Source organism: Sphingomonas sp. HT-1 (assembly GCF_048568905.1).
Lineage (GTDB): Bacteria > Pseudomonadota > Alphaproteobacteria > Sphingomonadales > Sphingomonadaceae > Sphingomonas.
Genome location: NZ_CP183770.1, coordinates 375,814 through 389,117 on the forward strand (window position 1 = coordinate 375,814; position 13,304 = coordinate 389,117).

Consider the following 13,304-nt stretch of genomic DNA (forward strand, 5'->3'; position numbering starts at 1 on the left):
GGAGATTGCTGCATGGATCGTCGCCAGTTGCTGCTCGGCAGCGCGGGGTTGGGGGTACTCGCCACGCTGGGCACGGCCGAAGCGGAGGCGGCGGCGCGGGGAATCGAGGGTGATGGCTTTCCGATGCCCGCACCAAAGACGACGCTGCTGCCGCGCCTGCCGGACTCGGATCCCACCCGCACCCGTATCGAACGCGGTTGGCGCTTCCATGAAGGCGATATCGCGCCGGCGCCGCTGAAGGACCATGACGATACCTATGGCAGCGTGAAAGCGGCGAACGCGCGCGGTGCCGCGGCCCGCGATTATGACGACAGCGACTGGGCAGAAGTGCGGCTGCCGCACGATTGGGCATCGTTCCAGCCATTCGAGAAGACCGCCAATGTCTCGCAGGGCTATCGGCGACGTGGTATCGGCTGGTATCGCCGCCGGCTGACGCTGGACGCCGCCGATCGCGGCAAGACGATCGAGCTGCACCTGGACGGCGTCGCCACCAACGCGACGGTGTGGGTGAACGGCAGCATCGTCGCGCACAGCTGGTCCGGCTATGCCAGCATCCTGATCGACATGACGCCGTTTGCCCGCTTCGGCGACGAGGACAACGTCATCGCCATCCGGGTGGATGCAGAGGCAATGGAGGGCTGGTGGTACGAAGGCGCCGGGCTCTATCGTCACGCCTGGCTGGTGCGCCGCGCCCCTGTCTCGATCATTACCGACGGCGTGCATTGCGATCCGCGCAAGACCGGGAGTGGCTGGCTGGTTCCCGTCACCGTGACGCTCGGCAATATCGAACGCGCGCCGGTCAGCGTGACGGTGGAGGCCGACCTTCTCGACCCGGCGGGGAAGCGCGTGGCGACCGGCTCCTCCGCCATAACGGTGCCGGTGCTGAATGAAGCGCAGGCCGCGTTTACGCTCGACGCCGGCAATCCCCAGCTCTGGTCGGTCGAAACGCCGACGCTCTACACGGTTCACACGCGGCTGGTGCGCGACGGCAAGCTGATCGACGAGCGGCGCACCGCGATCGGCTTCCGCACCGTGCGCTTCGATGCCGACAGGGGGCTGTTCGTCAACGACAAGCCCGTCAAGCTGAAGGGGGTCTGCATCCACCAGGATCATGCCGGTGTGGGCGCGGCGCAATATGATGCCCTGCTCGCCTGGCGGATGGAGCGGCTGAAGGCGATGGGCTGCAATGCGATCCGCATGTCGCACAATGCGCCGACCGCTGAACTGCTAGACTGGTGTGACCGGATGGGCTTCCTCGTCATGGACGAGAATCGCCATTTCAACCCTGCGCCCGATTATCTTGCCCAGCTCAGCTGGATGGTGCGGCGCGATCGCAATCATCCCAGCGTGATCCTGTGGTCGGTCTTCAACGAAGAGCCGATGCAGGGCACCGAGTCCGGCATCGAAATGGTGCGCCGGATGGAAGCGGCGGTGCGCCGGCTGGACGACAGCCGGCCGGTGACGGCGGCGATGAACGGGTCTTTCTACAATCCGTCGAACGTTTCCTCTGTCGTCGATGTAATGGGTTTCAACTATTATCAGGGCGAATATGACAAGTGGCACGCCCAGAATCCCGGGCGGCCCAGCACCAGTTCCGAGGATACGAGCGCGTTCGAGACGCGCGGCGCGTTCGCGAGCGATCCCGGCGCCCATGTCATCACCTCCTATGATGACGAGGCCGCGGCCTGGGGCAACACCCACCGCAAGGCGTGGCAACTGATCGCCGCCCGCGAGTTCATTGCCGGCGGGTTCGTGTGGACCGGCTTCGATTATCATGGGGAGCCTACGCCCTATGCCTGGCCGACGATCTCCAGTTTCTTCGGCATCATGGATCTATGCGGCTTCCCCAAGACCGCCTTCGGCATCCACAGCGCCGCCTGGATTGACGATGCGCCAGTCGTGTGGCTGGCACCGCATTGGACGTGGCCGGGCAAGGAGGGGCAGGCGATCAAGGTCTTCGTCGCCTCCAACGCCGAGAGCGTGACGCTGCTGCTCAACGGCAAGGTCGTAGGCACGCAGAAGGTCGACCGGCTGCAGGGCAATGAATGGCAGGTGCCCTATGCGCCGGGCCGGCTCGAGGCGCAGGCAATGCGCGGCGGCAAGGTCGTGGCACGCATGGTGCACGAGACCGTCGGCAAGCCGGTCGCGCTGCGGCTCACCCCCGCACGCACGGTGATGGCGGGCGACGACGAAGACGTGCAGCCGATCACCATCGATGCGGTGGATGCCAAGGGCCGGCACGTGCCGACGGCAAATCTGATGACGAACTTCACCGTGGAGGGTGCGGCGATCATCGGCGTGGGCAATGGCGATCCCAACAGCCATGAGCCCGAGAAGGGCAATGCTCGGTCGCTGTTCAATGGGCTGGCGCAAATCCTGGTGCAGGCGGGCATAGGCCGCGGCAAGATCACCGTGCGGGCGACGGCCGAGGGGTTGAAGCCGGCGGTTTTGACAATCGACCGCGCCGATATCGCGCCTCGACCGCAGATGGGCGTGTCTCCGTCGCTGATGCTGCTCGGCGATTGGCGCCGTTCCTCGTTGATGGCCGAAAAGCCGAAGCCGGGCCTGGTGCCCGACAATAACAGCTGGACCTTCCTGCGCAGTGCCGTGCCCACGCCACCTGAGCCGCAGGCCGGCTGGCGCGTCTATCACAACCGCTTGACGCCTCGAAAGCGCATTGCGGCCGAAGGCGGCACGCTGCGCTTTGCCAGCATCGGCGGACGCGCGGAGCTGTGGATAGACGGCGCGAAGGTCGCCGAGAAGACCGACGTCGCGCCAGCGCCATTGGAAGCGAAGCTGCCGGCGGGCGCAGGACAGCGCACGGTGGAACTGCTCGTCGAGGCGCCAGCGGGGCAGGCGAGCGGCCTCCTGGGCAAGGTCACGCTGACGCCGCGGTGAGCGGGTGTCGAGGTGAGCCTTGACGCGCCCCGGGTCCCTTCTGGGCTGCCGCGCGTTCCGCCGCGACCAAGTCGACGAGCGCGCGGAGCGGCGCTTTCATCAGGCAGCTGGAGAAATACAGCCTTGGTCCGTCGAAGCGGGGCCACCACTCGGCTAGCACCGGCACCAGCGCGCCGGTGCGGAAGCGGGGATCGAGCCAGTTGGCGAATGTGGCGATCACGCCGTGGCCGCTGCAGGCAAGCCCGATCGCGGCATCAGCGGCGTCCACGCCGATCGTCAGCCCACCGGGCGGGTTTAGCGTGATCGCCTCTCCGGCCCTTTCGAACTCCCACGGCACCATCGCGCCGCTGGAGAAGCGCAGGCGGATCGTGTCGTGCCGGAGCAGGTCGTGCGGCGCGGCTGGAACGCTCCGCTCCGCGAGATAGGCGGGCGCTGCGGCATAGGCGAGGCGCTGGAACGGCAGGCCGATCGGCACCGCGATCGTGTCCTGGGCGAGATGCTCGCCGTAGCGGATGCCGGCGTCGCAACCCGCGGCGATGATGTCGACAAGCCGATCCTCCACGACGATCTCCACGCGCACGTGCGGGTGGCGACGGAGGAATCGGTCCAGCAAGGGCGGCAGCATGTCGACCATCACTGCGCCGGTCACGTTCAGGCGCAGCTGACCGCGCACCTCGAGCTGGGAGTCGCGAACGTCCTGCAATGCCGCGCGCTTCGGCCAGCAGGGGGGACAGACGGCGCGCGAGCGCGGCACCGGCATCGGTTGGGGTTACGCTGCGCGTGGTGCGTATCAGAAGCGGCGCGCCGATCTGCGCCTCCAGCTGCGCGATCTTTTCGCTCACCGTGGCGGGTGAAATGCCGAGCCGCTTGGCGGCAGCGCGGAAGCCCTGGCCTTCCAACACGGCCAGGAACACGGAAAGATCGTCCAGCCGCAGCCGATCGGGATTGTTCGCCATGGCGATCACTCTATTCAGATCCCACCATATTATCAAAGCTGCCCGAACAGACGAGATGCCAGTTCTCACGAGAGGACAGGCACATGGTAAAGGACCAACTTCGCGGCATCGATCATGTCGGCATCGTGGTGCAGGATCTGGCGGCAAGCATCGACTGGTATGTCGAAAAGCTGGACTTTCGGGTGCTGCACCGCTTCGGTTTTCCCGGCGCATCGGTCGCGTTCGTCGGGCTGGGTACGCTGCGGCTGGAACTGTTGCAGGTCGAGGGGGCTGCGCCGGCGGCCGCGGCGCGTTTGGATCGCCGGGCCAATTTGCGGCTGGGCGGGATCAATCATCTCGCGATCGGCGTAATCGACATCGAGGCCGTGATCGCGGATCTTGCGGCAAAGGGCGTCGAAATCGCGTCGGCGCCTGCCGAGGTTCCCGGCAGCGGCGGCGACCGCTTTGCCTTCATCCTCGATGGGGAGGGCATGTTGATCGAGCTGTATCAGCGCGCAAGCTGAGGCGCGCTCGGCGCCTGCCTATTGCGCCGCTGCAGCCCCCGGGCCTTTGGCGGCGCGCAGGGCATCCCAGCGCTGCCAGTCCAGGGATCGCCCCGGATACACGACGTTCCGGAACGGCCAATCCGTCCTGATCCAGCTGGCGACCCATTGGTACAGCTCCGCGTCGAAGCCGGCGTCATAGTCCGCCTTCGTCACCCATAGCCGCACGACGGCATCGTAGCGCCCGACGGGACTGGGCGAGACATAGACGGATCCTCGCTCGCGCCGCCCGTCCGGCGTGAGCACGGCATAGGCGAAGGACTGGCGACTCGCGAACCGCGCCTGCTCGGTCTCCATGTCGCGCATGGCATCGGCATCGGTGATGCCGGCGTGGGGCCAATCGGTGCTGCGCGTGAAGTTCTTCTGCAGATGTTCGATCGACGACATATAGGCGTCGAAATCGACCTTCACCAAGGCGGGGCCGAGTGGCACGAGCTTGAAGCCTTTCGCTTCGACGAGCGTCGGCGGGTTGAAACCTGCAGGGATGAAGGAGGAGGCCGGCGTGACCTTCGTTGCGGCAGGTGGCGCCGGATCTTGTTGCGATTGGGCGGCGGACGGGCCCGCCATCGCTGCGGAAACGAGAAGCACGGCGCGAACGAACATGGTCATGATGGCGGTCTCCGATGGCTGCATCATCCCCGCAGCGCGCCGCAGCAATACGATGTTTGCCCCACCGCCGCGGACTGCCCGAAAAAGGCGGGACGGCGCGCGTTCGAAGCGCTAAGCGGCGCCATGGCAAACCCTCTGTGGATCCCTGCGACGCTTGCGGCTGCCACCTTCCAGGTCGGGCGCAACGCCCTGCAGCGCGGCGTGATGCCGTCCTCCGGCCCCTGGGGTGCGACGCTGGTGCGCTTCCTGTTCGGGCTGCCTTTCTCGATCGTCTTCGTGCTGTTCGCCCTGCTGGTGGTACCTGATGCGGATCCGCACTGGTCAAGCGCATTCTGGATCTCGGCGATTGTCGGGGCGGCGAGCCAGATCCTCGCGACGGCTGCGCTGCTCAGCGCGATGCATCGCTCAGGCTTCGCGGTGGGGACCGCGCTGCAGCAGAGTTCGCTGCCGATGACCGCGCTGTTCGGGCTGATCGTATATGGCGACCATATCGGCGCCATCGCCTGGCTGGGCGTGGCGATCACCACGATCGGACTGGCGGCGCTGAGTTGGCCTTCGCCCCGTCAGCTTCGCGCTTCGACTGCGGGGGCGGCGTTCGGGCTCGCCTCCGGAGCGATGTTCGGGTTCTCGCTCAATGCCTTCCGGCATGCTGCGCTGGCGCTGGACGGTGAGCATCCGATCTTCGCGGCGATCCTCTGCGTCGCGGTGGTGCAGGCGATGCAGACTGTGGCGCTGATTCTATTCCTGGCCTGGCGCGATGCGGCCGCGCTTGCTGAAGTGCTGCGCCGCTGGCGGCCGTCGCTTGGCGCGGGGCTCTGCGGTGCATGCGCCTCGGTCGGATGGTTCGTGGCACTGGCGCTTTCGCCAGCCGCGCCAGTGCGTGCGCTGGGGATCATCGAGGCGCCGATCGCTGCCATCGCCGGCCACCGGTTCTTTCGCGAAGCACTGAGCCTGCGGCAGATGGTGGCAGGCGCGGCGGTAATCGGCGGCGTGCTGCTGATTACGCTGTTCTAGCGCGCTCAGCCCCGCAGCGTCGCCAGCACTGTATCGTCGCCCAGCAGGTGCAGCACATTGGCCGAGGGGCGGGCAAAGCCGCGCAGCCCCAGTGCGAGCAGCGCATCGGCATCGACATCGGCCGGGTTGCACAGCTCGACGCGCAGGCGATGGTCGTGCGCGGTGACGGCGACGATATTCGTTGCACCCCCTAGTGCCGAGAGGGCTGCCGGTTGCATGGCGACCAGCAGATCGTGGGCAGAAGCAGAGGCGGGGCCCGGGACCGTGACGCCGCCGCGTGCAATCGTGTCGCGGATTTCCACTGCCACCACATCGGCGATCGGGCCGAGCACCACCTGCAGCGCCCGCTCCGAGGGACGCAGGATACCATGCGCGCCCAGTGCCTTGAGTGCGGCGTCATCTACGGCGCGCTGATCGGCGACGATCAGGCGCAGGCGCGTGGTGCAGGCGCCGACTTCGACCAGATTGGCGGATCCGCCCAGCGCCCGGGCAAATGCTTCGCCACGGCTCGCCGGAGCGGCGCTTGCGCTTGCCTGGGCAGTCGCCGATGCCTCGGCATCGCGGCCGGGGGTCTTCAGGTCGAAGCGGCGGATCGCCCAGGCGAAGATGCCATAATAGATCGCGAAATAGACCAGCCCTACGGGGATCAGCAGCAGCGGCTTGGTCGCCTTGCCGAAGTTCAGCGCATAATCGAACAAACCCGCTGAAAAGCCGAAGCCGAGCTTCACGCCCAGCAAATCCATAACCACCATTGCCACGCCGGTAAGCACCGCGTGCACCGCGTAGAGGATGGGCGCCAGGAACATGAAGCTGTATTCGATCGGCTCGGTAACACCGGTCAGCAGCGAAGTGAGGGCGAGGCTGAACAGCAGGCCACCGACCGCCTTGCGACGCTCGGGGAGTGCCGCGCGGTACATGGCGAGGCAGGCGGCGGGCAGGCCGAACATCATCACCGGGAAGAAACCGGCCATGAACGCGCCCGCGCTCGGATCGCCGGCGAAGAAGCGGCGCAGGTCGCCCGTTGCGCCGTTATAGTCGCCCTGAACGAACCAGAATACGTTGTTGAGGATATGGTGCAGGCCGGTGACCAGCAACACGCGGTTGAGCACGCCGAAGGCGAACAGGCCGAACGAGCCCGCACCGGCGATGCCGTGGCTGAGACCGTCCACGCCCGCGCTGATATGCGGAAAGCCGACGCCGACGATCGCGGCGATCCCTAGCCCGGCCAGACCGCTGACGATCGGCACGAAGCGGCGACCGCCGAAAAAGGCAAGGTAGGATGGCAGCTTGATCGCGGAGAAGCGGTTGTAGAAGGTGCCGCCGATAAGGCCGGAGGCGATGCCGATCGGCACGTCGAGCCGCGCAACCGCCTTGGCCTTCCACGCAGCCACGGCGAGCGTCGTCTGGTCCGTGGCGAGACCCGCGCCGACATCCAAGGGCACGGCAAGCAGGCTCTTGCCCGCTTCCGTGGATACGAGGAAACAGACGATGCCTGCCAGCGCGGCGGCGCCGTTGCCGTCCTTCGCGTAACCCGTCGCCACTCCGATTGCGAACAACAGGCCGAGATGCGCGAACAGCGCGTCGCCTGCGGCGCTGACAAAGGCGATGTCGAGGAGGTCCGGCTGGCCCAGCCGCAGCAGTAGACCGGCGACCGGCAGCACCGCGATCGGCAGCATCAGTGCACGGCCGAGTGGCTGGAGCATTTCGAGGATGTGCTTCATGCGGTGAATTCCCGGGCAAGGCGGCGGACATCGGCGGCGGTGGCGCAGGCAAGCGCCGCAGCGGCATGCGCGCGGGCGCGCTCCAGCGTGAGGCCGGCAAGCACCGCTTTCACTTCGGGCACCACCGCAACGGTGGCGGAAAGCTCGGTCACGCCCAGGCCGATCAGGATCGGCACCGCCAGGGGATCGGAGGCGAGGCCGCCGCACACGCCGACCCAGCGGTTCTGGGTGGCGGCACCTCGGCAGGTATCGGCGATCAGGCGCAGCACCGCAGGATGCAGGCCGTCGATCCCGCTCGCGACAGCCGGATTGCCCCGGTCCATCGCCAACGCGTACTGAGTAAGATCGTTGGTGCCGATCGACAGAAAATCTGCTTCCGTCGCCAGCAGATCAGCCGTCGCCGCAGCGGCGGGCGTCTCGACCATGATGCCGAGTTCGACGCGTTCCTCGATGCCCAGCTCGGCGCGCAAGCGATCGAGTACGGCGCGTACGGCCCGCAGTTCGCCGATGCTGGCAATCATCGGCAGCATGATTCTGGCTTGGCCGATCGGGCGGACGCCCAGAATGGCGCGGAGCTGGTCTTCCAATATCTTGGGATGGGCGAGGCCGACGCGAATGCCGCGCAGGCCCAGCGCCGGATTCTCCTCCGCCCCGATCGGCAGATAGGGGGCGGGCTTGTCGCCCCCGATATCGAGCAGGCGAATGATCAGCGGGCGACCGTCCAGCGCGTCGGCAATCGCCTGATATTCGGCGGTCTGCTCGGCCACGCTCGGGGCCGTGTCGCGGTCAAGAAACAGGAATTCGGTGCGCAGCAGGCCGCTGCCCTCGGCGCCCGTCGCGACTGCGCGGACTGCATCGGAAGCGGAGCCGAGGTTGGCGAACACTTCGATTCGAGTGCCGTCGGCCAAATGGCAGGCCGCGCTCGCTGCCGATCGGGCGGCGGCGAGCGCGGCGGCGCGGGCATCGACACGCGCCTGGGCTTCGGCCCGCTGCGCGTCGTTCGGTGCGACCCGAAGGGTGCCCGCGCCGGAATCGAGAATGACGGTTTCGCCCTCACGAACGCCGCGCAGCGCTGGCCCCATCGCCACTAGCGCCGGTATGCCTAGGCTCGCGGCGAGGATCGCCACGTGCGAGGTGGGGCCACCACCTACCGTACAGAAACCTCTCACCTGCGCTGGGTCGATCGCGGAGACCTGAGACGGAAGCAGGTCGTCAGCGAGCAGGATCGTGCCGACGGGGAACGCTAGCGGCGCATCCCCCACGCCTGCAATCGCCGCGACCACACGACGTTCGAGGTCGACCATGTCGTCTGCGCGTTCGGCAAGGTGCGGATCGCCGCTGGTGCGCAACAGATCTGCTTGCGGGCGCAGCGCCTCGCGCCACGCCTGCGCGGCGCTGGCGCCCTGGCCGATCGCGTCGCTGGCTGCGGCGAGCAGTTCGGGATCGTCGAGCATCGCGCGGTGTGCGCTCAGGATCGACCGCATCGGGCCGCTGGCATGGGCCAGTTCGCCCTCTATCGCCCGGCTAACCTTGGCGAGTCCGTCCATAAGGGATGCGCGCTCCACGCCGTCGCCCTTGCCGATCGGATCGATCTCGATCTCCGGCAGGCGGAAGAAGCGCGCCGCGCCAATGGCGAGTCCCGGCGCGGCGGAGACGCCGGCGAGGAGACCAGGTTCGTCCGTAGCTATCGCGATGGGAGCGGCTGGGGTGGGGACAGGGCGACTGGCGGTGGCCGGATCGGCCTTCTCGCCCATACCGCTTTCGATCATCGCCGCGAGCGTTTCGACAGCCTTCGCACCGATCGGCCCATAGGCTTCGATACGGATAGTGTCGCCGAGCTTGATCGCGAGCGTCATCAGTCCCACCGGGCTGCGCGCATCGGCGCTGCGCTCGCCCTTCGCGATGGTGACCTTTGCGTCGAACGGTACCAGCGCCTCGCGCAGCTTGGCTGCCGGGCGGGCGTGGATGCCGTGCGCCAGCGGCACGACGACGTCGCGGGAGAACAGCGGACCTTCTGGACCGGCAGCGGCTTTGATTTCGGGCGCGGCGCGGGCAACGGTGAAGAGCACATCGCCTGGCGAAACCATACCGCTGAGGTGCGAAGGGGACAGCTCGACGCCGTCCTGCCGGATCACCAGAACCGGGGTAACTACCGAAGGCGCGCCGCAGACCACGGCATCGAGATCGAAGCGGATCAGCACATCGCCGCGGCGCACGCGATCGCCGACCTTGACCTCCGGCTCGAAGCCCTTGCCGGCGAGTTGGACGGTATCGATACCGATGTGCATCAGCACTTCGATCGCGTCACCCGCGCGCAGCGTGATGGCGTGGCCGGTCGGCTGCAAAACCGAGACTTCGCCGTCGCAGGGCGCATAGAGGCAGCCTTCGACGGGATCGATCGCTACGCCGTCGCCCAGCATCCGCTGCGCGAAGACGGGATCGGGTACCTCTTCCAGCGGCATCAGCCAGCCCGCCATCGGGGCGCCGATGGCGAGAGCCCCGGCCGTGGCGTCGTCGTGAAGAGAGGGCGGCGCGATCGTGCTCAGGGCGAGTCTCCGTAGGCTCAGGGGAAGCGGGTTGCGCCGATCCAGCAACCGGCCGGCTGGAAATCGCGGGTCAATTGAACCCAGTCGGCGCGCAGGCCGGGGGCAAGCACGCCGCGTTCGTGCGATAGGCCCAGAAAAGCGGCAGGGCTGGCGGCAGCCATCATCGCCGCATCTTCGGGCGAGGTGCCGACGCGGGTGACCATGTGGCGGAACGCGCCGGTCATATCGAGCGCCGATCCGGCCAGCGTGCCGTCCGCACCCAGGCAACGGCCGCCTTCGACGCGGATCAGCCGGCCGTGCAGATCGAACGAGGTCATGTCCGATCCCACGTTCGGCATTGCGTCGGTCACAAGCAGGAAGCGATCATGCGGGCGGGCCTGCAGCGCGATGCGCAGCGCCGCGTCATGGACGTGGAAGCCATCGGGGATGATGCCGCAATAGGCGGTCTGGTTCTCCAGCGCCGCGCCGACCACGCCGGGCGCGCGGTGCAGCAGCGGCGACATCGCGTTGAACAGGTGGGTGACACCGGTCATGCCGGCCTCGAATGCCGCCACGGCGGTGTCGTAGGCAGCGTCGCTATGCCCGATGGCGAGCAAAACGCCTGCCCGGGCAAGGCGGCGGACATTGGCCAGATCGACCATCTCGGGGGCGAGGGTGACGAGCACCTTGCCCCGGCGCGGGCGGCTGAGCAGCTCCACCATCGCGGTATCCAGGCCGCGGAACTTCTCCGCATCGTGGATGCCCTTGCGCGCCTTGTTGAGGATCGGGCCTTCGATGTGGACGCCCAGACAGCCGGGCACGCCGGCCTCGATCGCGGCATCGGCCGCGTCGAGTGCGCGGGCGATCACCTCTGGCACATCGCTGATCAGCGTGGGCAGGAATCCGGTGGTGCCGAACTGGGCGTGCGCCGCGCCGATCGCGGCGATGCCTTCGATCGTGGTGGCGTCGTTGAACAGCACGCCGCCGCCGCCATTGACCTGAACGTCGATGAAGCCAGGGACGATCCAGCCGCCGTCGAGGTCGATGGTCTCGGTGCCGGCGCCTTCCTTCGAAAGCCCGGTGATGCGGCCCTGGTCGACCGCGATCACCGCTTCCGGCAGGGTGCCGGCGGCGGTGACGATATGGCCGTTGACGAAACGGAAGCTGCTCATCGAGTCTCGGTCACCTTGCGGAGATATAGCGGCGCATCCGGATTGTTGCCGCGCGCCAGCGACAGCGCGTTTACCATCGGGTAGAAGCTCTGGACCATCAGGATCGGTTCGATCGCGGGATGGCCGGGCAGCACGGGGAGAGGCGACGCGGTGCCGGCCTTCGCATCGGCCAGGCACACGCGGGCGCCGCGCTCGGCGAATTCGGCGCAGGCATCGCGCACGCTGTCGCCCGCTGCGTCCGAGGTGGCGAAGGCGAGCACCGGGAAGCCCTGGCCGACGATCGCCATCGGGCCATGACGGACTTCTGCGGCGCTGAACGCTTCGGCGTGCAGGCTGCAGGTTTCCTTGAACTTGAGCGCGGCCTCCTGCGCTACGGCGAAGCTGTAGCCGCGGCCGATCACGAACAAATTGGTCGCCTCGCGCAGCGTTTCCACCACCGGCGCCCAATCATAGTCGCGCGCGGCTTCTAGCTGCTGGGGCAGCGCTGTCAGGGCGTCGGCCAGCGCAGTATCCTGCGCCCATTCGGCGACCAGCGCGGCGAAGGCGGCCAGCGCGGTAATGTAGGACTTGGTCGCCGCCACCGAGCGCTCGGGGCCGGCCTTCAGGCCGATCGTGGAGTCTGCCATCGTGGCGAGCGGCGATTCCTCGTCGTTGACGAAGGCCACGACGCGGGCGCCGGCCTGCTGATAGGCCCGGACGGTGGCGAGCAGATCGGGGCTGCGGCCGCTCTGCGACACCGCGATGCACAGCGCGCGGGCGGTGGAGACCGGCGCTTCGAACACCGACGCCACCGACGGCGCCGCGGAGGCGACCGGCACGCCGATCATCGTTTCGATCAGATACTTGCCATAGGTGGCGGAGTGATCGGACGAGCCACGCGCGCAGGTGACGACCAGTGCAGGCGGCGCAGCGCGCAGCTCGCGCGCCAGCGCGGCGATCGCCGGACCATTGGCGTCGAGCAGGCGGCGCACCGCCGCACCGGCTTCAGCGGCTTCGGACGCCATCAGCGTCGCGCCGCCTGCGGGCTTTTGGATATCGGCGATCATGTCCCCCATTGCCTCCACTGGCTATGACCGACACAGCGATAAGTTACATATTGGTATTGTTCAAGCGCTAGCTTGCGAATTCAGCATTTCCCGCAGCGTCGCGACCTTGGCCCGATCGGTCGCGAGACGCGCCCCGGCCTGGAAGCCGAAGGCGATTTCGCGCACATTTGCCTCACCCTGCGCGCTGCGGCACGAGGCATGGACCTCCCGCACGCCCGTCGCCAGGATCGCAGGCAGGGTGGCTGCATCGATGCCACTGCCGGCCAGGATGGTGATGCGCGTGCCGGCGGCGGCGACCAGCGCCGCGAGGGTCGCACGGCCATCGATCGCCTTGGGCGCACAGCCGGAGGTTAGGATGCGATCAAAGCCGAGCGCGACAGCCGTCTCCAGCGCCGCGAACGGATCCGGGCAGAGATCGAATGCGCGATGCAAGGTAAGCGACAAGGGCTTGCCGCTCGACCGCGCGACCGCAATCCATCGCGCCAGCACGTCTCCGTCGAGCTGGTGGTCCGCACCGCTGGCGCCGATCACCACGCCGGCCAGCCCCGCCTCGGCCGCAGCACGGATATCGGCAGTCACCAGCGCGACTTCCGCCGGCGAATAGTGGAAGTTGCCGTCGCGGGGGCGGGCCAGCAGGTGCACCGGGATCGGCGCCCGCGCCGCTTGGGCGATCAGCGAGGCCGGCGGGGTCAGGCCGCCGACCGCGAGCGCCGCACAAAGCTCGACTCGATCGGCGCCGCCGGTCACTGCCGCTTCGATTCCGGCAACGTCTTCGACACAGACTTCGAGCTGGCGGCGCATGCGCTAATCGACCTTCCCCT

At 67.7% G+C, this 13,304-nt stretch carries 10 protein-coding genes and 1 pseudogene; 3 read left to right on the plus strand and 8 right to left on the minus strand.

Going from position 1 to position 13,304, the window contains the following annotated elements; translation table 11 throughout:
* Nucleotides 1-12 precede the first annotated feature (12 nt).
* A complete protein-coding gene (galA, locus tag ACNFJ7_RS01725; protein WP_019371284.1) occupies nucleotides 13-2,898 on the plus strand; it encodes a beta-galactosidase GalA in 2,886 nt (961 codons plus the stop codon).
* Here galA and ACNFJ7_RS01730 read toward each other — a convergent pair.
* Together ACNFJ7_RS01730 and ACNFJ7_RS01735 are read right to left on the minus strand one after the other, a co-directional pair.
* Nucleotides 2,879-3,658, minus strand: coding sequence for a LysR substrate-binding domain-containing protein (locus tag ACNFJ7_RS01730; RefSeq protein ID WP_236704481.1), 780 nt, complete (start codon nucleotides 3,656-3,658; stop codon nucleotides 2,879-2,881). The genes galA and ACNFJ7_RS01730 overlap by 20 nt on opposite strands.
* A gap of 52 nt (nucleotides 3,659-3,710) precedes the next feature.
* Nucleotides 3,711-3,854 (minus strand): annotated as a pseudogene (locus ACNFJ7_RS01735) (helix-turn-helix domain-containing protein); the annotation flags it as partial.
* An 83-nt stretch (nucleotides 3,855-3,937) separates the two neighbouring features.
* On the opposite strand from ACNFJ7_RS01735, the gene ACNFJ7_RS01740 reads away from it, so the two are divergent.
* Nucleotides 3,938-4,357, plus strand: a complete 420-nt coding sequence (locus ACNFJ7_RS01740; protein WP_019371283.1) for a VOC family protein — start codon at nucleotides 3,938-3,940, stop codon at nucleotides 4,355-4,357.
* A gap of 18 nt (nucleotides 4,358-4,375) precedes the next feature.
* Here ACNFJ7_RS01740 and ACNFJ7_RS01745 read toward each other — a convergent pair whose 3' ends face one another.
* Complete coding sequence (locus ACNFJ7_RS01745) at nucleotides 4,376-4,999, minus strand: twin-arginine translocation pathway signal protein (protein WP_162839601.1); 624 nt, start codon at nucleotides 4,997-4,999, stop codon at nucleotides 4,376-4,378.
* A 129-nt stretch (nucleotides 5,000-5,128) separates the two neighbouring features.
* On the opposite strand from ACNFJ7_RS01745, the gene ACNFJ7_RS01750 reads away from it, so the two are divergent.
* Entirely contained in the window at nucleotides 5,129-6,019 is an 891-nt protein-coding gene (locus tag ACNFJ7_RS01750; protein ID WP_019371281.1) for a DMT family transporter, read from the plus strand.
* A 5-nt stretch (nucleotides 6,020-6,024) separates the two neighbouring features.
* Here ACNFJ7_RS01750 and nagE read toward each other — a convergent pair whose 3' ends face one another.
* From nagE to ACNFJ7_RS01775, 5 genes are all read right to left on the minus strand, one after another.
* Nucleotides 6,025-7,740, minus strand: a complete 1,716-nt coding sequence (gene nagE / locus ACNFJ7_RS01755) for an N-acetylglucosamine-specific PTS transporter subunit IIBC (protein WP_019371280.1) — start codon at nucleotides 7,738-7,740, stop codon at nucleotides 6,025-6,027.
* Nucleotides 7,737-10,217: a phosphoenolpyruvate--protein phosphotransferase gene (gene ptsP, locus ACNFJ7_RS01760; RefSeq protein ID WP_019371279.1), complete on the minus strand. Its 2,481-nt coding sequence runs from the start codon at nucleotides 10,215-10,217 to the stop codon at nucleotides 7,737-7,739. The genes nagE and ptsP overlap by 4 nt, the downstream gene beginning before the upstream one ends.
* A gap of 86 nt (nucleotides 10,218-10,303) precedes the next feature.
* Nucleotides 10,304-11,437, minus strand: coding sequence for an N-acetylglucosamine-6-phosphate deacetylase (nagA, locus tag ACNFJ7_RS01765; RefSeq protein WP_019371278.1), 1,134 nt, complete (start codon nucleotides 11,435-11,437; stop codon nucleotides 10,304-10,306).
* Nucleotides 11,434-12,483 (minus strand): SIS domain-containing protein, encoded by a 1,050-nt coding sequence (locus ACNFJ7_RS01770; RefSeq protein WP_019371277.1) that lies wholly within the window; start codon nucleotides 12,481-12,483, stop codon nucleotides 11,434-11,436. The genes nagA and ACNFJ7_RS01770 overlap by 4 nt, the downstream gene beginning before the upstream one ends.
* Nucleotides 12,484-12,543: 60 nt before the next feature.
* A complete protein-coding gene (locus tag ACNFJ7_RS01775) occupies nucleotides 12,544-13,284 on the minus strand; it encodes a copper homeostasis protein CutC (RefSeq protein WP_019371276.1) in 741 nt (246 codons plus the stop codon).
* Between the last annotated feature and the right edge of the window lie 20 nt (nucleotides 13,285-13,304).

Excerpts from the sequence above, each read along its gene's own strand:
- ACNFJ7_RS01775 (WP_019371276.1), bottom strand. The coding sequence starts at position 13,284 with ATGCGCCGCCAGCTCGAAGTCTGTGTCGAAGACGTTGCCGGAATCGAA.
- ACNFJ7_RS01770 (WP_019371277.1), bottom strand. The coding sequence starts at position 12,483 with ATGATCGCCGATATCCAAAAGCCCGCAGGCGGCGCGACGCTGATGGCG.
- ACNFJ7_RS01740 (WP_019371283.1), top strand. The coding sequence starts at position 3,938 with ATGGTAAAGGACCAACTTCGCGGCATCGATCATGTCGGCATCGTGGTG.
- galA (WP_019371284.1), top strand. The coding sequence starts at position 13 with ATGGATCGTCGCCAGTTGCTGCTCGGCAGCGCGGGGTTGGGGGTACTC.
- ptsP (WP_019371279.1), bottom strand. The coding sequence starts at position 10,217 with ATGGCGGGCTGGCTGATGCCGCTGGAAGAGGTACCCGATCCCGTCTTC.
- nagE (WP_019371280.1), bottom strand. The coding sequence starts at position 7,740 with ATGAAGCACATCCTCGAAATGCTCCAGCCACTCGGCCGTGCACTGATG.
- nagA (WP_019371278.1), bottom strand. The coding sequence starts at position 11,437 with ATGAGCAGCTTCCGTTTCGTCAACGGCCATATCGTCACCGCCGCCGGC.
- ACNFJ7_RS01750 (WP_019371281.1), top strand. The coding sequence starts at position 5,129 with ATGGCAAACCCTCTGTGGATCCCTGCGACGCTTGCGGCTGCCACCTTC.
- ACNFJ7_RS01730 (WP_236704481.1), bottom strand. The coding sequence starts at position 3,658 with ATGCCGGTGCCGCGCTCGCGCGCCGTCTGTCCCCCCTGCTGGCCGAAG.
- ACNFJ7_RS01745 (WP_162839601.1), bottom strand. The coding sequence starts at position 4,999 with ATGTTCGTTCGCGCCGTGCTTCTCGTTTCCGCAGCGATGGCGGGCCCG.